Raw genomic sequence first — 17,183 nt, 5'->3', positions numbered from 1 at the left:
ATGTTGAAACACAGTGCAGTAATGTCACTCGCCGCGGCTGTTGCAATGCTGTCCGCGACCGCCCACGCCAAGGTCAGTCCGGAGGAAGCCGCGCGCCTTGGCCAGGACCTGACTTGCGTTGGTGCCGAAGCCGCCGGTAACGCCGCCGGTACCATCCCGCCCTATACCCGCAAGTACGTTGGCGAGGTCCCAGGCTGGAACGCCGAGCCCCATTCCGGTTCACACCCGGTTGACCCCTACGCCAACGAAGAGCCGGTGCTGGTTATCACCGCAGCCAACGCGCAGGAACATGCCGAGAATCTGACCGAAGGTCAGCTGGCGATGTTCAAGCAGTACCCGGATACCTTCCAGATCAAGGTGTATCCCAGCCACCGCGATTTCGCCTACCCGGAGCACGTTTGTGAGCGCGCCAAGTGGAACGCCCTCAATGCCGAGCTGGTAGATGACGGCATGGGCTATACCGGCCTTGGCAGCAACCCGTTCCCGATTCCGAAGAACGCGATGGAGGTGCTCTGGAACCACCAGCTGCCTTATCGTGCCTGGACTCAGGATGAAGTGCGTGATCTGGCATCGGTACAGCCCAGTGGTGAAATTGGCTGGGGTCGTGTGAATGGCGTCTGTTTGTCTCCGGCATCCAGCCCAACGGGTGAGCCACGTACCGAAGACGGTGCCTCATCTTTCTGCATGACCGAAGTGCTGATGCCGCTGCGCGAGCGCGGCAACATTTCCGTCAACCATGAACCCTATAACTACAAGACGGCGCCCCGGGTTGCCTGGACCTACAACACCGGCACCCGCCGTGTCCGGCTGGCACCAGGCTACGGCTTCGACCAGCCGCTGGGGGGCTCCAACGGCGCCATGACCATCGACTCCGACCGCCTGTTCAATGGCTCGCCGGAGCGTTATGACTGGGAGTTGATTGGCAAGAAAGAGATCTACATTCCGGCCAACGACTTTGCTATCAACAGCAGTGACATTACCTATGATTCGCTGCTGACGCCCAACCACGCCAACCCCGAGCATATTCGCTACGAGCTGCGCCGGGTCTGGGTCATCAAGGCCAACCTCAAGGAAAACAGCCGTCATCTTTACCGCGAACGCATGATGTATCTCGACGAGGATACCTGGCATGCCGTGATTGCCGATTTCTATGACAATCGTGGCGACCTCTGGAAACACTCGTTCGTGACTTACTACTACCATCCTGATATGAGCGCATGGCAGGCTGGGGCCTCCTTCTACCATGATCTTTCCAGCGGTCAGTACGTTGGCTACACGCTGACCCAGGAGCGTGAAAAAGGGCCGATCATCAATGCCGGCAATATTGAACCCAACTTCTTTACGCCTGACATGATGCGTGCCCGCGGTCGATAGTTTGCTGACGGTGACATCACATCAATGATGAAAAACCCCCTGCCAGTCAGGGGGTTTTTTGGTCTTCACCGATTATTGATAGAGAACAGGCTTCCCGGGTTTGGCGGTTGATTCATGCGTATTTGCGAGGAGTAGCCTTTGGCTGTCAGGGCCGGGAGGAGGACTTTGGGGCAGCCCCCGTCAGCCGGGTGGCTGACGGGGGCTGGGGGAGTCACGGGCGTGAATGCCGGGCGTTGTTGAGTTCCTCGAGCAACTGGTTGGCATTCAGGTTGACCACCACCGGTGCAGTTGGGGTTTGTGCCCAGTTGCTGTCCAGATCGCCGTACATGCGTTTGAGCATGTGCCAGCGGGCAGCGTTGTGATCTGGCGCGCGGGCAGCTGTCAGGGCGCTATCCAGAGTATTGATCAGGTCCAGGTTGCCAGCGTTGTAATAACCCGACCCAGGCAGGCTGATCGGCGCCGGCATGCCGATATAGCTGCGATGCAGGTAGCGGTAATTAAGGTCCAGTAATGCCAGCTGCAGCTGGCCGCTGTGGTCATCGGTGGGTCGAAACCAGAAGCTTTGCATCATGCGTAGCTCAAGGTTCATTTGTTCCGCATGTTCAAGCTCGATACCGCCGCCGCGCTGAAGCTGGGCTACAGCGGTATCAATGCTTTGCAACAGGCGCTGCATGGCAAGGGTTTCGTCTTGACTGGCGTCTGCCTTGTGCTCGCTCCAGCTGGTTTCCAGTCTGTGCCGCAGCCGATAGAAATGGTTCAGGTCTTCACTGCCGTTGTGCTCGCCATGCAGCATGAGCAGGGAGCTGGCGGTTCGCAGTCCCAGTTGCTGTAGCTCGAGGGTATCGGCGCAGACTACGGTGGTGTTGGTGAGGGTGGCTGCCAGTAGCAGCCGTTTGATCGCGTGCATATTGTTCACTCCCTTGTTGGCGATCACTGAAGGGCAGGAAAGTTACACAGCAGGCGGCATTCGGCGTGCCGTAAATGGACTAGGCAAGACGGCGTAATTCCACAGGGCTATCGCACCGGCCGGGCAGTTGCCGACCGGTGTTTCGCTCAGTTTCCGAGGGTATTGCCGGCGCTGTCTATGATGTAGCGGCGAATGCTGGAGACGTCTTCGCCATTCAGGGTGTCAGCAAAGGAGGGCATGCCGCGTTGCTGCAAGGTGCCTTCCAGCAGTGGCAAGCGAAACAGCTCGTCCGACTGCAGGTACGGCGAGTAGCGCAGATCCGGAATGCCACCGCCGGCAACGGCTCCGGCGCCATGGCATACCATGCAGTAACGGGTGAACAACTGCGCGCCGGATTGCAACTGGGTGGGCGAAGCTTGGACTGCTGGCAATGGTGGTGCTTCGGGACGCTCGGGGATAGCCGGCATGGATTGGCGGCCTCCCAGCTTCCAGACAAACACACCCCCTGGTACCGACATTCCTCGGCGGGGCAGCAGCAAGCTGGCAGTCAGGTGCATGGAACTGCCAAAGCCGGCAGCAGCGGCAATATACTGCTCGCCGTCCAATACGTAGGAAATCGGCCCGCCGAGAATGTCCAGCCAGGTGTCGCTTTGCCAGAGCGGCTTGCCATCGCGGGCGTCGTAGGCGTGCAAACCGCCGCCACCCACGCCCTGGAACACCAGACTGCCGCCAGTGGTCAAGACGCCGCCGTTCCAGGGGCCCGGGTGTTCAACGCGCCAGCGTTCTTGCTGGGTTACCGGATCCCAGGCCAGCAGAAAACCCTTGAAACCGCTTTTGGCCTGCTTTATCGCCTCGGCACTGGTGGGCATCGGGTGATCCTGCACCCCGGTATTCCAGCGCCCGGGGCGCACCGTCGTATCGGTGGCCTTTTGCATGAACGCGGTGCTTTGCTGGGCCGGAATATAGACCAGGCCGGTTTGTGGGTTGAGCGCCATCGGTTGCCAGTTATGGCCGCCAATCTGCGATGGGGTCACCAGCGCCGGCTGGCTTTCGGGATAACGCGCTCCGGGAACCTCGACCGGCCGGCCGCTGGCCGAATCGATATGGCTGGCCCAGGATGTGGGAACGTAGTTATCGGCGCTGAGCAGTTCGCCGGTCAGCCGATCCAGAACGTAAAAGAAACCGTTCTTTGGTGCCTGCAGCAGCACCTTGCGCTCCACGCCATTGAGCGTCAGCTCGGTCAGAATCATATGTTGGGTAGCGGTGTAGTCCCAACTATCACCGGGGGTTGTCTGATAGTGCCAGACGTACTCGCCGGTATCGGCGCGCACTGCAATGATGGAGGATAGAAACAGGTTGTCACCGCCGCCCGGGCTGCGCAGGTCACGGTCATGGGGTGAGCCGTTGCCGACGCCAAAGTAGAACAGCCCGGATTCGGGGTCGAACGCCATCGAATCCCACACGGTTCCTCCCCCGCCCAGTGTCCACCACTGGCCCTGCCAGGTAGGACTAGCCAGTTGCGCCAGGGGCGTGTCGGAAACAGCGCCGTCAGCTGGATCGTTCGGATTGCCGGGTACGGTATAAAAGCGCCATTTAGGCACGCCGCTGGCGCTGTCATAGGCCGAGATGTAGCCCCGCACACCAAATTCCGCACCACCGTTGCCGATCATTACCAGACCATTGGCGACGCGGGGGGCTCCGGTAATGGTATACGGCTGTTGTGGATCAACCGTAAGCGTTTCCCACAGCAGTGCTCCACTAGTGGCATCCAAGGCCTGTAATCGGCCGTCCAGGGTGCCGACAAAGACCTTGCCATCCGCCACGGCGACTCCACGATTGACCACATCGCAGCAACTCACAGCGCCTTTGCCGGGTTCTACTTGTGGATCATGTTGCCAGCGCAGTTCCCCAGTGCGCGCATCCAGCGCATATACCAGCCCCCAGGGACCGCTGACATACAGGGTATCTCCAACCATGATGGGCGTGGCCTCGACGCCACGTGGTCGATCGAAGCGAAAGTGCCAGGCCAGCCCCAGCTGACCGATGGTTTCGGTATTGATCTGGCTGGCCTGAGCGTAGCGGGTTTCGGCCTGGTTATTTCCGTGATGAGGCCACTGCTGATCGGGCTGCTGGTCGGCACTGATCGGGCTGCTTGCGGCAACCAGCGACAGCAGCAGGCCGGTCAGTCGCGCCGCGGCGAAACGGGGCATAAGTCTCTCCTTGTTCTTGTTGTTGAAGCGTCAGCATGCGCGCTCTGGTCATCACCGGCCTCGTCCAAACGGTTATCTGCTGCCGATTTTTTTTGGCCATGTAGGCTTTTCGGACGATGGAGAGCTGTTTCGGGCCGATGACAATCGACACAGTCATTACAACTACAAGAGGTTCGCAGGGTATGGGACTGAAAGGACAGGCAGCCATTGTTGGCGCCGCGCAGTACAAGCCGGAAAAATATTCCACGGCCCCGCAGATGTTTCATTTGGAGCAGGTCGCCGATCTGGCCGCGCGGGCATTGGCGGATGCCGGCCTGAAGGCCAGCGATATTGACGGTCTGTGCATTAACGGGCCGCACTTTCACGAAGCGTCCAGCTTCGTGCCGGCGATGGCGGCCGAATACCTGGGTATCGGCGTCAATTTTGCCGAAGTGGTCGATCTGGGCGGAACCACCGCCGTCGGCATGATCTGGCGTGCGGCGGCAGCCATCGAGCTGGGGATTTGCCAGGCCGTGCTGTGCGTCATTCCGCAACGCATGGCGCCGTTCGGACCGGATGACGATCCCTCAGCTATGGCCCGCGCCATGCGTTTTGGCGGGCACAGTACCCAGTACGGTGCGCCCGAGGCCGAATTTGACCTGCCTTACGGTCACATGGGCCAGAACACCGGCTATGCAATGATCGCCCAGCGCTACGCCGCCCAATATGGCTACGACCAGAGTGCGATGGCAAAGATCGCGGTTGATCAGCGCACCAGCGCTCAGGCTCACCCCGATGCCATTTTCCGCGGCCAGACGCTCAGCATTGATGATGTCCTGAATAGCCGCATGGTGGCAGATCCTCTGCATGTGCTGGAGATCGTCATGCCGGTGGCGGGTGGCGCTGCGGTCATCGTTGCCTCGCGCGAGCTTGCCGAGCGCAGCAAGGGCCGTCCGGCCTTTGTCACCGGCTTCGGTGAGCGGCTGGGCTACAAGTCTCCCAGCTACGCCCAGGATATGACCGAGACCCCGCTGGCTGCCGCCGCGCGCACCGCTTTTGCCATGGCTGGTGCGACCCCGGCGGATATGCACGCCGCACAGGTCTATGACTGCTACACCATCACCGTATTGCTGAGTCTGGAGGACGCCGGTTTCTGCGCCAAGGGCGAGGGTATGAGATTCGTCATGGAAAACGACCTGACCTTCAAGGGCAACTTCCCGATGAATACCCATGGCGGTCAGCTGAGCTTTGGTCAGGCTGGCTCGGCCGGCGGCTTCTCTCAGGTGGTGGAAGCCTACCAGCAGATTGCCGGCAAGGCGGGGGATCGCCAGCTGCGGGTGTGCGATCAGGTGTTTGTCTCTGGCACCGGCGGTGTCATGAGCGAGCAGGGCGTATTGATTCTTCAGGGGGCCTAATCATGTCGAACAAACCAATGCCGCTGGCGACACCGATCTCTGCGCCGTTCTGGAACGGTTTGAAGGAAGGCAGGGTGCAGTTGCAGCAGTGCAACAGCTGCCAGCAATGGACGTTCTATCCGCGCCGTCATTGCAGTCACTGCCTCAGCCATGATCTGAGCTGGAAAGAGGTCAGCGGTGCCGGCACTCTCTATACCTTCACTGTCGCGCGCATTCCTACGCTGCCGGAGTTTGCCGGAGCCGAGCCGCAGATCTTGGCGGTTGTCGAGCTGGAACAAGGCGTGCGGATGAATACCACGCTGGTTGGCCTGGCGCCGGACGATATCCGGGTCGGTATGGCGGTCAAGCCAGTGCGGGCGCGGGTCAGTGAGGATGGCACCGTGCTGCTGCGTTACACCGGTGCCGATGTTGATCTTGTCGAGCGTGATGAAGTGCCCAAGGCGCCGCCGGCGCCGGCGGCCGACGCTGGTCCGGCGCGTACCAGGATCGACGTAAAGGATATCGATGCGCTGAAAGCGCTGGTATCGGATCAGTTCAGTGACTGGAGTAACCAGATCCTGGTTGATCAGGCGCTGATTGACGATTTTGCCCGGCTGTCCGGCGACGACTACTGGATTCATACCGACCCGGAACGGGCCCGCAAGGAAGGGCCTTTCGGCGGCACGATCGCCCATGGTGCGCTGGTGCAGGTGCTGATGTCGCGCATGCAGGTGCCGCTGTCCTTCGAGGTAACCGGCTTCACCAATATGGTCAACTACGGCTCTGAGCGTTTGCGCTTTCCCAGCCCGGTGCCGGCCGGCTCGCTGCTGCATTCGCGGGTCAGGGTCAAGTCGGTTGAGGTATTGCCGCGCGGCACCCAGATGATCATGGAGTTCAATATCCATGTGGTCGGCCAGGATCGACCGGCCGTGATCAATGATCTGGTCATTCTGTACATGTAATCGAGCTGACGTTCGACCCAACCGTCCCCGAGACGGTCTCTTTACCGCTTCCAGTTGATGCTGGAGGCGGTTTTTTTTATTCGACGGTTATCTCGTGCGAGGCCCGCAGCCGCGGCGCTGGCCGTTAGTCTCTATGGACGATGATTGGCCAGGTGCCGCGCGCAACAATCCTCACAAGCCCGAAAAGCAATAAATGAGGAGTGGCGGCATGAGTGAAATACGCGCGTTGAGCTATTTTGTTGCGCAGATCGATGATCTGCATAAATGGCGTGATTATGCCGAGAACGTGCTTGGCATGATGACCAGTGAGGCGCCGGGTGGTGGCCTTTACATCAAGATGGATAATCGTCCGTTTCGCATGCTGGTAGTCGAGGGTGCCCCCGATCGCTATCTGGCATCAGGCTGGGAGCTGGGCAGCAAGCCAGCCTTTGACGCGCTGCTTGAGAAGCTCAGCAGCAAGCAGGTGGCGTTCGAGTTGCAGAGTGCCGAGTTCTGCCATCAGCGTGGCGTCAACGAAGCTGCTGTGCTGTTTGATCCCTGTGGCAATCGTCACGAGTTGACCTGGGGTTACCTGTCCGATTGCGAACCCTTTGTCTCGCCGCAAGGCGTACCGCGCTTCCTGACCGGCGACATGGGGCTGGGTCACACTGTTCTGCCGGCACCGGATTTTGATGCCTGCGCGGCGTTTTATCGTGACGTTCTGGGCTTTGCCATCTCCGATATCTTTAATTTCCGCCCCGATCCCAATGGGCCGGCCATTCGTATCCACTTCATGCATTGTGGCAACGCACGTCACCACAGCCTGGCCATTGCCGAATACGACGTCCCAAGCAAGTGCGTACACGTGATGGTGGAAGTGGATTCGATGACCGAGGTGGGTCGTGCGCACGATCGTCGGGTTGCGCACAAGGTTCCGCTGTCGGCAACGCTGGGGCAACACCTCAATGACCAAATGACCTCGTTCTACATGAAAACCCCCTCAGGCTTTGATCTGGAGTACGGCTGGGGTGGCTTGCAGGTGGACTGGGACAAACACACGGCCTTCGAATTTACCAAGGTCAGCATCTGGGGGCACGACTTCGGTGCCGGTCAGCAGGAGGGTTGAAGGTGAATAAATTGATGACGGCCGCCGACGTGGTTGGCCAGCTGCGCGACGGAATGACAATTGGTTTTGGCGGCTGGGGCCCGCGTCGCAAGCCGATGGCGATTGTGCGCGAAATTCTGCGCTCGGACGTGAAGGATCTGACCGTTGTTGCATACGGCGGCCCGGAAGTCGGCATGCTGTGCGCGGCCGGCAAGGTGAAAAAGCTGATCTTCGGTTTCGCTACCATGGATGCCATTCCACTGGAGCCCTATTTCCGCAAGGCGCGTCAGGCTGGCGAGCTGAACGTCATGGAGCTGGACGAAGGTCTGTTCCAGTGGGGGCTGAAGGCGGCCGCGATGCGTCTGCCGTTCCTGCCGGCCCGTGCTGGTCTGGCGACCGATGTGCTGACCCATAACCCCGAACTGCGCACCATTGCCTCGCCTTACGCCGACGGTGAAGTGCTGCTGGCCATGCCGGCGCTGAACCTGGATGTGGCCTTTGTTCACGTCAACCGCGCCGACCGCCTGGGTAATACCCTGATTACCGGTAACGACGTGTATTTCGACCAGCACTTCGCGCGCGCTGCCGAGCGTTGCTATGTCAGTGCCGAAGAGGTGGAAGACAAGCTTGAGCTGGATGCCGAGACCGCGCGTTTCAATACGTTTGAGCGCTCGCTGGTATCCGGCGTGGTTCACGCCCCGCTCGGTGCCCATCCGACCGCCTGCGGCCCGGCCTACGGCTGGGACATGCAGCACCTCAAAGCCTACAGCGACAGTGCCGCGCAAGACGACGGCTGGCAACAGTACGCAGAAACCCATGTTAATTGCAGCGATGCCGAATACCTCGAGCGTAACGGCGGTGCCGAGCGCATCAGTCAGCTGCCAATGCCAATTTTCTAAGGAGTCGACCATGAGCAAGCCCGAATTCAGCCTGGCTGAACTGATGATTGTGGCCGCCTCCGAGGCCTGGCGTAACAACGGTGAGTGGCTGGCATCTGGCCTGGGAATTATTCCCCGTCTGGGCGCAAGCCTGGCCAAGGTGAGCCATAGCCCGGAACTGCTGATGACCGACAGCGAGGCCTTTCTGGTAGAAGAGCCGGTGCCGGTTGGCCCGCGTGGCGACTACCAGCCCAAGTACGCCGGTTACATGCCCTTTGAACGTATCTTCGATTGCGTATGGCACGGCCGCCGTCACGCCATGGTCGGCCCGACCCAGATCGACCGCTGGGCGCAGACCAACCTGTCGGTAGTCGGTGACTACCACAAGCCGAAGGTTGCCATGCTGGGTGTCCGCGGTCTGCCGGGTAACAGCATCAACCACCGCAACTCGTTCTTTGTGCCCAACCACAACAGCCGGGTGTTTGTTGCCGGTGAGGTGGACATGGTTTCCGGTGTCGGCTTCAAGCCCGAGCGCTGGGGGCCGGGCATGCGCCGCGACCTGATGAGCATCGGGGTGGCGGTAACAGACCTGTGCGTAATGGACTGGAACGGTCCGGATAATGCGCCTCGCGTGGTATCCCTGCACCCGGGCGTTGATTTTGAACTGGTCCAGGAACGCACCGGCTTCCCGCTGCTGAAAGTGGACAACCTGGGCGAGACGCCGCATCCGACCGCCGAGCAACTGGCCGCCATTGCCAGGCTGGACCCGCACAATCTGCGTTCCAAACAGCTCAACGGTAATCCGGCCGGCATTCGTACAGCCGAGGAGCTGCGAGCATGAGTGAGCACAACGAATTTGTGGACCGCCCTGATACGGCGGTCTACGAGACCGACGAACCGGTGTCCTATCGGGTAGACGATGGCGTTGCCGTCGTCACCATGAGTCGTCCGCAGTTCAATAATGTGCAGAACTCGCAGATGACCTATGCGCTGGACGATTGCTTCCGCCGGGCGATCAACGACGATGCGGTCAAGGTGATCGTGCTGTGCTCAACCGGCAAGCACTTTTCTGCCGGGCATGACATCGGCACCCCTGGCCGCGACGTGACCAAGAGCTTCGAGCACAAGCACCTGTGGTGGGACCACACCAATAAACCGGGTGGCGAGTTCCTCTATGTGCGCGAGCAGGAAGTCTATTTGAATATGTGCCGGCGCTGGCGCGAGATGCCCAAGCCGACCATCGCCATGGTCCAGGGCGGTTGTATCGCCGGCGGCCTGATGCTGGCTTGGGTGTGTGATCTGATCATCGCCAGCGACGACGCCTTCTTCCAGGATCCGGTCGTGCGAATGGGTATTCCGGGAGTCGAATACTTTGCGCACGCCTTTGAAATGCATCCCCGTATTGCCAAGGAGTTTCTGTTCCTGGGTGAGCGCATGCCGGCCGCCCGTGCCTACGAGCTGGGCATGGTCAACCGGGTGGTAGCGCGTGATCAGCTGGAAGCCACCACCATGGAAGTGGCCGGCAAGATTGCAAAACAGCCGCGCATGGGACTGGCGCTGACCAAGCAGGCGGTCAATCACATTGAGGATCTTCAGGGCAAGCGTACCGGCATGGAAGCGGTATTCGCCTGGCACCATTTCGCCCATGTTCACAACGAACAGATCTCGGGTGACAAGCTGGGCGGCTTTGACGGCAAGGCCATGGCCGCTGCCAACAAAGCGCAGGCCGGCGAGGGTGGCAGCATATGAGCTGGTACAACACCCGTGTGACCGAAGCGCTGGGCTGCCGCTATCCGATCATCCAGACTGCCATGGGTTGGGTGTCGGATGCCAATCTGGTGATCGCCACCACGCGCGCCGGCGGCTTTGGCTTTCTCGCTGGAGCGACCATCGCGGCGGACCAGCTGGAGGCCGAGATTCGCAAGGTCGTTGACGCCACCGGCGGCAGCAACTTCGGCCTGAACTTTCACATGTTTCAGGACAACGCCGCCCAATGCGTCGATCTGGCGATCAAGTACCGTCTGCGCGCAGTGAGCTACGGCCGCGGTCCTGACCGTCAGACCGTACAGCGTTTCAAGGACGCGGGCGTGCTGTGCATTCCGACTGTCGGCGCGCTCAAGCATGCGATCAAGGCGGCCGAAATGGGCGCCGACATCATCACCATTCAGGGCGGTGAGGGTGGTGGTCACACCGGCGGTGTTCCTACCAGTATCTTGCTGCCCCAGGTGCTGGATGCGGTGCAGCTTCCGGTCATCGCAGCCGGCGGTTTCTCCACCGGTCGCGGACTGGCCTCTGCGCTGGCTGCCGGTGCTGAAGCCATTGCCATGGGTACGCGCTTCATGATGAGCAGCGATTCGCCCACTCCGGCGAAGACTCTGGAGCGCTACCTGGCTACCCGCGATACCCAGCAGATCAGGGTCACGCTGGCAGTGGACGGCATGCGTCACCGCATGGTCGACAACCCGTTCATCCGCAAGCTGGAAGCCGCCGGCCCTATCGGCCGACTGATGATTGCGCTGCGCAGCGCCTATCGCTGGAAGGCACAGACCGGCATGACCGCGGGCCACATGCTCAAGACGTTTTTCAGCGCCGTGCGTGAAGACCCGGGGGCCACCTCGCAGGTCATCATGGCGGCCAACCAGCCGATTCTGCTGCAGCGCTCAATGGTCGAAGGCTTCCCTGACGAAGGAATCCTGCCCAGCGGCCAGGTCGCTGCGGCTATTGATCGCCTGCTCAGCTGTCAGCAATTGATCGACGAAATAGTCCAGGAGGCTGATGTCTGCTTGCATCGGCTCCAGCAACGTATGCAGCAGGACTCGACGCCAGCGGGCGTTGAGCAGAAGGGGAGTGCCCACGCATGAGTAATGCCTTTACCAGTCAGATCAAGGACGGCATCGCCGAACTGGTGATCTGCAAACCGCCGGTCAATGCACTGGACAGTAACGAGTGGCTGTCACTGGCCGCGACCATCGACGAACTGGGCGCCAATCCGGAAGTGCGCGTGCTGATCATCCGCTCCGAAGGTCGCGGTTTCTGTGCCGGCGTCGACATTAAAGAACTGGATGCCCACCCGGAGCGCATCGTCAAGGTGAACGCCGGCAACTATGCCACCTTCAAGGCGATTCACCGTTGCCAGGTGCCGGTCATCGTCGGCGTGCACGGCTTCGTGCTGGGTGGCGGCATCGGCATGACCGGAGCCGCTGACATCGTGGTTGCCTCGCGCTGCGCCACCTTCGCCCTGCCGGAAGTCGACCGCGGCGCGATGGGCGGCGGTGCCCATCTGCAGCGCCTGTTCCCGGTACAGAAGGTGCGTTACATGTTCTTCACCGGCGAAACCGTGACCGCGCCGGACGCCATGCAGTACGGCTTCATCGAGCAACTGGTCGAGCGTGACGAGTTGCCGGCTGCCACTCGTGCCATCGCCGAGAAGATCGCCGCCAAGAGCCCGGCCATGATCCGCATTGCCAAGGAAGCGCTGAACGGCATCGAAGATGGCAATCTGGAAGACAAGTACCGCTGGGAGCAGGGCTTCACCCTCGAGGCCTACACCATGCCGGATTCGGCTGAAACCCGCCGCGCGTTCGTTGAAAAACGCGACGCCAGCTTCTGAGGCCGCCAGCATGCAACTGACGTATACCGACAAGCAAAACGCCTTCCGGGCCGAGGCACGCGCCTGGCTGGAAGCCAATGTACCCAGCAAACCGCTGGCCAGTTACGACACCCGGGAAGGCTTTGAAGAACACCGGGCCTGGGAGCGCAAGCTGTACGAAAGCCGCTGGTCCATGGTCATGTGGCCGGAGCACTTGGGTGGCCGCGGCTGCGATCTGATCGAGTGGCTGATCTTCGAGGAGGAGTACTACGCGGTCAACGCGCCGATGCGCGTCAACCAGAATGGCCAGCTGTTGCTGGGTCCGACCCTGATGGAGTTCGGCACCGAGGAACAAAAACAGCATTTTCTGCCGCGTATCGCCTCCAGTGAGGATATGTGGGCGCAGGGCTGGTCCGAGCCTAACGCCGGCTCCGACATGGCGGCGATCCGCAGCAAGGCAGTCCGCGACGGCGACCATTACATCGTCAGCGGTCAGAAAACCTGGTCTACCCGAGCGAGTTTTGCCGACTGGACCTTTGGCCTGTTCCGCAGCGAGCCGAACAGTCAACGCCATCATGGTCTGACCTATCTGATGGTTCCGCTCAACAGCCCGGGTGTCACCATTCGCCCGATCAAGGCGTTGAATGGCAAGGAGGCCTTTGCCGAAATCTTCTTTGACGAAGTGCGGGTGCCGGTTGAGAACCGCATCGGCGCCGAGGGCCAGGGCTGGAATGTAGCCATGGCCACTGCCGGGTTTGAACGAGGCTTGCTGCTGCGCTCACCGGCGCGTTTCCAGCACACGGCCAAACGGCTTATCGAGCTGTTCAAGGCCAACCCGGAAATGGCTGCCCGCGATCCGGGTGTGCGTGACGCCGTGGTTGAAAGCTGGATGGGCGCGCAAGCCTATGCCTATTCCTCCTATCACACAGTGGGTCTGGTGCAGAAGGGTGGCAAGGTGGGTGCAGAGGCCAGCGTCAACAAGATCGTCTGGTCCGAACTGGACCTGAAGATGCACGAAACCGCGATGCGAATTCTCGGTGCCCGGGGCGAGCTGCGCGGCAGCGCGCCGGAAGCCGTCGATGGCGGCAGCTGGCTGGAAGGTTTCCTGTTTGCCCAGGCCGGCCCGATCTATGCCGGCACCAACGAGATTCAGCGCAACATCATCGCCGAGCGCATGCTCGGTTTGCCGAAGGCCTGAGGGGGCGATCATGGACTTTACCTTTACCGAAGATCAGCTCGCCTTCCGCGAGGCCATCAGCCGGTTTCTGATGACCGAAGCGCCGCCGGAAACCCTGCGCGAGATTTGGGAGACCGAAGACGGCCGCTCACCCGAGATGCGCCGCAAAATGGCCGAGCAGGGCCTCACCGCGCTATCGGTCCCTGAGGCGCAGGGCGGGCTGGGCATGGATGACATCGCCTGGTCGCTGCTGACCCAGGAGCTGGGTTACTACGCCATTGCCGACTCCATGGCCGATACCGCCTACGTGGCCACCGGTCTGTTGACGGCGCTGCCAGCGGGTACCGGGTTACGTGATGAGTTGCTGGCCCGGATTGTCGACGGTGACGTGCGCATTGCGGTCGGTCACCCGGTCAACCCTCTGGTTGCCGATGTACATCTGGCGGACGTGATACTGCAGGCGCATCAGGGCGAAATTCATGCTCTCAAGCGCGAGCAAGTCAGCTTCGAGCGCAACCCGAGCATCGACAGCTCCCGCCGCCTAAGTCGCGTCAGTTTCCAGCCCAGCGAAGCCACCCGCCTGGTGGGTGCCGAGCAGGGCAGAGCGATCTGGGACCAGACGCTTAATCGAGGCGCACTGGCGGTAGCCGGGCAAAGTCTGGGCCTGGCCCAGCGTATGCTCGATTTGTCGGTCGACTACGTGGTTCAGCGCAAGCAATTTGGCAAGGCCATCGGCAGCTTCCAGGCGGTCAAGCACAAGCTGGCGGATGTTGCCGGCAAGATCGAGTTCGCCAAGCCGGTGCTGTACCGCGCGGCCCACGCACTGGCCAATAACGAGCCGACAGCCGCGCTCAACGTGTCCCACGCCAAGCTGGCCTGCTGCGAGGCGGCATGGGTTGCCGCCCGTCATGGCATTCAGGTGCACGGCGCCATGGGTTACACCTGGGAAGTTGACCTGCAGATGTTCATGAAGCGTGCCTGGGCGCTGGATTCGTCCTGGGGCGATCGTGCCTTCCACACCTCGCGCGTTGCCGAAGCCGTGCTGGCCGCCGACGCACCGATTGGCCCGCACCACTCCTTTGGAGCTGCCCATGCCTGAAGCTTATATCGTTGACGCCCTGCGCAGCCCGACCGGCAAACGCAAGGGCAGTCTCTCTGCCATTCACGCCATCGACCTGGGCGCCCATGCGCTGAAGGCGCTGGTCGAGCGTAACAGCATTCCGGCCGATGAATATGACGACGTCATCTTTGGCTGTGTCGATACCATTGGCTCGCAGGCAGGTGACATCGCCCGCACCAGCTGGCTGGCCGCCGGCCTGCCGTTGAATGTGCCGGGCACCACGGTGGATCGCCAGTGTGGTTCCTCCCAGCAGGCACTGCACTTCGCAGCTCAGGCAGTCATGAGCGGCACCCAGGATGTGGTCGCCGTTGGCGGCGTGCAAACCATGACCCAGATCCCGATCTCCTCGGCGATGCTGGCTGGTCAGCCGCTCGGTTTCCCTGACCCATTCTCCGGCAGTCAGGGCTGGCAGGCGCGCTTTGGCAACCAGCCGGTTAACCAGTTCTACGCCGCCCAGCGGATCGCCGATCACTGGGGGATCAGCCGCGAGGCGATGGAGCAGTTCGCGCTGGAAAGCCACGAGCGGGCGCTGCGCGCCATTGCCAGTGGTCTGTTTGAGCGCGAGATTGCCCCGCTGGCGGGTCTGTCGGTAGACGAGACGCCACGCCAGACCACGCTGGAGAAGATGGCTTCACTGGAGCCGGTTGATACCCAGTTCCCGGGTATTACCGCGGCCGTATCCAGCCAGACTGCGGACGCCTCGGCTGCGCTGCTGGTGGTCTCCGAGGCGGCCCTCAAGCGCTATCAGCTCACGCCGCGGGCACGCATCCACCACATCAGTGTGCGTGGTGACTGCCCGATCTGGCACCTGACTGCACCGATTGAAGCGACCCGCCATGCGTTGAAAAGGACCGGGCTGCAGATGAGCGACATCGATAGGGTGGAGATCAATGAAGCCTTCGCTTCGGTGGTCATGGCCTGGCAACAGGAGCTTGACTACGACCCGGCGCGCACCAACGTCAACGGCGGTGCCATTGCCCTTGGTCACCCGCTGGGTGCCACCGGTGCCCGCCTGATGACGACGTTGCTGCACGAACTCGAGCGCAGCGGCACGCGTTTTGGCCTGCAGACCATGTGTGAAGGTGGCGGTCAGGCTAACGTGACTATCATTGAACGCCTTTGAGTGGCATATGCGGGGTGTATGAGCTTTTTGCGCTTACACTCCGAGTTGCCGGATTAACTCCCGGAGCGGCCCATGGATGGTCAGAACAATAACCACGCCGGGCAGGGTTGCGTCGGCACCAGGTGGGTCCATGACAACAGACAACACGGGTTCGCGAGCGCTGTCCGATCAGGCGCTATCGCTGGATGAATATGACCGCATCATCGGCACTATCCACGATGGCGCGATGTGTACCGAGCGCCTTTACGAGGCGTTGGAGTGCTTGCGGGTTCTGTTCAATGGCAATTTTTGCACATTGATCCTGCGGATATCCGACGTGGAAGACCTGGCACTGATGATGGTTGCCGGTAATCGTGCAGCGCGCGGCCGTATCGCCTACTTCAAACACCTGCACGATGACAATCCCTTTGTCGATCTGCCAACCGATACCGTATTCACCAATGATTCGGTGATGTCGCGTGAGGACTGGCAGAATTGCCGTTACTACCTCGAGTACGCCAGACCCAGTGATGTCTATCACGTGATGGGCGCCGATGTGACAGCGCTGGAGACGGGCGTGGTGCGTTTTCGGGTCACCAGGGGCCACGATCAGCCTGCCTTCTCCGAACAGGATCAGGCCCTGTGTCTGCGCCTGATCCCGCATCTGCAGCGCACCTTGCGCATGCACAACCTGCTTGACCGCAGTGAATCGATCAGTCACCTGCATGCCGATGCCATCAAGCGGCTGTCGGTTGCCACGCTGATGCTTGATCAGGGGGGTACCGTTCTGCAGATGAACGATGTTGCCCGTGAGCTGCTGGCTCGGGCCGACGGTTTGAAGCTGGTAGGGTCCCGGTTGGAAGCCAGCTATCCCAGTGATCACCGTGAGCTGGTCAAGCTGATTCGCAGCGCGGCGGAGGTAAAAGGCATGCGCCCGCCCACGGAGTCGCGTACCACTCTGGCCATCGCTAGGCCCTCAGGGGATGTCAGCCTGGGTCTGGTGGTCGAGCCCATACCCGGTGCCGAGTGGGCGGAAGGGCAAGGCCAGCCAGTGGTGATGGTATATATCCGTGATGCGGTGGCGGTCTCTCAGGTCGACTATCGCATCGCCAAGGAGCTGTTTAACTTCACCCCGGCGGAAACCGCATTGGCTTATCACCTTGCCAATGGTCGGTCTCTTGAAGAGGCGGCCGAGGCACTTAACATCATGCGCAATACCGCCCGCGCCCATCTGCGTTCGATGTTCTCGAAAACCGGTGCCAGCCGTCAGGCCGAACTGGTTCGCGTGCTGCTCAACAGTGTTGCTTCAATGGGCAAGGGTGAGCTTGATGCGGACGCCAGCCGGGTCAGTTCCGAAGTCATCGAATCCGAATTACGCCTGCCATAACCCTCTCCCGGCGGGATCGT

General features: G+C 61.1%; 15 protein-coding genes. 13 read left to right on the top strand and 2 right to left on the bottom strand.

The window, feature by feature from the left end; all coding sequences use genetic code 11:
* Positions 1 to 1,374 (top strand): DUF1329 domain-containing protein, encoded by a 1,374-nt coding sequence (locus B7O88_RS07925; RefSeq protein WP_088274984.1) that lies wholly within the window; start codon positions 1 to 3, stop codon positions 1,372 to 1,374.
* A 211-nt stretch (positions 1,375 to 1,585) separates the two neighbouring features.
* Here the strand turns inward: B7O88_RS07925 and B7O88_RS07920 are convergent, their stop codons facing one another.
* Together B7O88_RS07920 and B7O88_RS07915 are read right to left on the bottom strand one after the other, a co-directional pair.
* The gene (locus B7O88_RS07920; RefSeq protein WP_088274982.1) at positions 1,586 to 2,281 is read right to left on the bottom strand and encodes a hypothetical protein; all 696 of its coding nucleotides are present in this window, start codon (positions 2,279 to 2,281) and stop codon (positions 1,586 to 1,588) included.
* A gap of 146 nt (positions 2,282 to 2,427) precedes the next feature.
* Complete coding sequence (locus B7O88_RS07915) at positions 2,428 to 4,491, bottom strand: PQQ-dependent dehydrogenase, methanol/ethanol family (protein WP_088274980.1); 2,064 nt, start codon at positions 4,489 to 4,491, stop codon at positions 2,428 to 2,430.
* A gap of 182 nt (positions 4,492 to 4,673) precedes the next feature.
* On the opposite strand from B7O88_RS07915, the gene B7O88_RS07910 reads away from it, so the two are divergent.
* The 12 genes from B7O88_RS07910 (at position 4,674) to B7O88_RS07855 (ending at position 17,163) form a co-directional block, all read left to right on the top strand.
* Entirely contained in the window at positions 4,674 to 5,885 is a 1,212-nt protein-coding gene (locus B7O88_RS07910) for a thiolase family protein (RefSeq protein WP_088274978.1), read from the top strand.
* A complete protein-coding gene (locus B7O88_RS07905; RefSeq protein ID WP_088275405.1) occupies positions 5,885 to 6,826 on the top strand; it encodes a bifunctional OB-fold nucleic acid binding domain-containing protein/MaoC family dehydratase in 942 nt (313 codons plus the stop codon). Before B7O88_RS07910 ends, B7O88_RS07905 begins: the two co-directional genes overlap by 1 nt.
* A 208-nt stretch (positions 6,827 to 7,034) precedes the next feature.
* Entirely contained in the window at positions 7,035 to 7,931 is an 897-nt protein-coding gene (locus B7O88_RS07900; RefSeq protein WP_088274976.1) for a VOC family protein, read from the top strand.
* A gap of 2 nt (positions 7,932 to 7,933) precedes the next feature.
* Positions 7,934 to 8,809, top strand: a complete 876-nt coding sequence (locus tag B7O88_RS07895) for a CoA transferase subunit A (RefSeq protein ID WP_088274974.1) — start codon at positions 7,934 to 7,936, stop codon at positions 8,807 to 8,809.
* Positions 8,810 to 8,819: 10 nt separating this feature from the next.
* Complete coding sequence (locus tag B7O88_RS07890; RefSeq protein WP_088274972.1) at positions 8,820 to 9,629, top strand: CoA-transferase subunit beta; 810 nt, start codon at positions 8,820 to 8,822, stop codon at positions 9,627 to 9,629.
* Positions 9,626 to 10,537: an enoyl-CoA hydratase gene (locus B7O88_RS07885; protein ID WP_088274970.1), complete on the top strand. Its 912-nt coding sequence runs from the start codon at positions 9,626 to 9,628 to the stop codon at positions 10,535 to 10,537. Before B7O88_RS07890 ends, B7O88_RS07885 begins: the two co-directional genes overlap by 4 nt.
* A complete protein-coding gene (locus B7O88_RS07880) occupies positions 10,534 to 11,649 on the top strand; it encodes an NAD(P)H-dependent flavin oxidoreductase (RefSeq protein ID WP_088274968.1) in 1,116 nt (371 codons plus the stop codon). Before B7O88_RS07885 ends, B7O88_RS07880 begins: the two co-directional genes overlap by 4 nt.
* The gene (locus tag B7O88_RS07875) at positions 11,646 to 12,398 is read left to right on the top strand and encodes an enoyl-CoA hydratase family protein (RefSeq protein WP_088274966.1); all 753 of its coding nucleotides are present in this window, start codon (positions 11,646 to 11,648) and stop codon (positions 12,396 to 12,398) included. The genes B7O88_RS07880 and B7O88_RS07875 overlap by 4 nt, the downstream gene beginning before the upstream one ends.
* A 10-nt stretch (positions 12,399 to 12,408) precedes the next feature.
* On the top strand, positions 12,409 to 13,575 hold the full coding sequence (locus B7O88_RS07870) for an acyl-CoA dehydrogenase family protein (RefSeq protein ID WP_088274965.1): 1,167 nt from the start codon (positions 12,409 to 12,411) through the stop codon (positions 13,573 to 13,575).
* Positions 13,576 to 13,585: 10 nt separating this feature from the next.
* Positions 13,586 to 14,653 (top strand): acyl-CoA dehydrogenase family protein, encoded by a 1,068-nt coding sequence (locus B7O88_RS07865; RefSeq protein ID WP_088274963.1) that lies wholly within the window; start codon positions 13,586 to 13,588, stop codon positions 14,651 to 14,653.
* Positions 14,646 to 15,797: an acetyl-CoA C-acetyltransferase gene (locus tag B7O88_RS07860; protein ID WP_088274961.1), complete on the top strand. Its 1,152-nt coding sequence runs from the start codon at positions 14,646 to 14,648 to the stop codon at positions 15,795 to 15,797. The genes B7O88_RS07865 and B7O88_RS07860 overlap by 8 nt, the downstream gene beginning before the upstream one ends.
* A gap of 130 nt (positions 15,798 to 15,927) precedes the next feature.
* Entirely contained in the window at positions 15,928 to 17,163 is a 1,236-nt protein-coding gene (locus B7O88_RS07855) for a helix-turn-helix transcriptional regulator (RefSeq protein WP_088274960.1), read from the top strand.
* Positions 17,164 to 17,183: the final 20 nt, after the last annotated feature.

It is taken from the genome of Halopseudomonas aestusnigri, from assembly GCF_002197985.1.
GTDB classification, from domain to species: Bacteria; Pseudomonadota; Gammaproteobacteria; order Pseudomonadales; family Pseudomonadaceae; genus Halopseudomonas; species Halopseudomonas aestusnigri.
The sequence above is the reverse complement of the archived record's forward strand: the minus strand, read 5'-3'. Positions and strand labels throughout refer to the sequence as shown.

Excerpts from the sequence above, each read along its gene's own strand:
- B7O88_RS07925 (WP_088274984.1), top strand. The coding sequence starts at position 1 with ATGTTGAAACACAGTGCAGTAATGTCACTCGCCGCGGCTGTTGCAATG.
- B7O88_RS07920 (WP_088274982.1), bottom strand. The coding sequence starts at position 2,281 with ATGCACGCGATCAAACGGCTGCTACTGGCAGCCACCCTCACCAACACC.
- B7O88_RS07900 (WP_088274976.1), top strand. The coding sequence starts at position 7,035 with ATGAGTGAAATACGCGCGTTGAGCTATTTTGTTGCGCAGATCGATGAT.
- B7O88_RS07890 (WP_088274972.1), top strand. The coding sequence starts at position 8,820 with ATGAGCAAGCCCGAATTCAGCCTGGCTGAACTGATGATTGTGGCCGCC.
- B7O88_RS07875 (WP_088274966.1), top strand. The coding sequence starts at position 11,646 with ATGAGTAATGCCTTTACCAGTCAGATCAAGGACGGCATCGCCGAACTG.
- B7O88_RS07855 (WP_088274960.1), top strand. The coding sequence starts at position 15,928 with ATGACAACAGACAACACGGGTTCGCGAGCGCTGTCCGATCAGGCGCTA.
- B7O88_RS07880 (WP_088274968.1), top strand. The coding sequence starts at position 10,534 with ATGAGCTGGTACAACACCCGTGTGACCGAAGCGCTGGGCTGCCGCTAT.
- B7O88_RS07870 (WP_088274965.1), top strand. The coding sequence starts at position 12,409 with ATGCAACTGACGTATACCGACAAGCAAAACGCCTTCCGGGCCGAGGCA.
- B7O88_RS07915 (WP_088274980.1), bottom strand. The coding sequence starts at position 4,491 with ATGCCCCGTTTCGCCGCGGCGCGACTGACCGGCCTGCTGCTGTCGCTG.
- B7O88_RS07860 (WP_088274961.1), top strand. The coding sequence starts at position 14,646 with ATGCCTGAAGCTTATATCGTTGACGCCCTGCGCAGCCCGACCGGCAAA.
- B7O88_RS07885 (WP_088274970.1), top strand. The coding sequence starts at position 9,626 with ATGAGTGAGCACAACGAATTTGTGGACCGCCCTGATACGGCGGTCTAC.
- B7O88_RS07865 (WP_088274963.1), top strand. The coding sequence starts at position 13,586 with ATGGACTTTACCTTTACCGAAGATCAGCTCGCCTTCCGCGAGGCCATC.
- B7O88_RS07910 (WP_088274978.1), top strand. The coding sequence starts at position 4,674 with ATGGGACTGAAAGGACAGGCAGCCATTGTTGGCGCCGCGCAGTACAAG.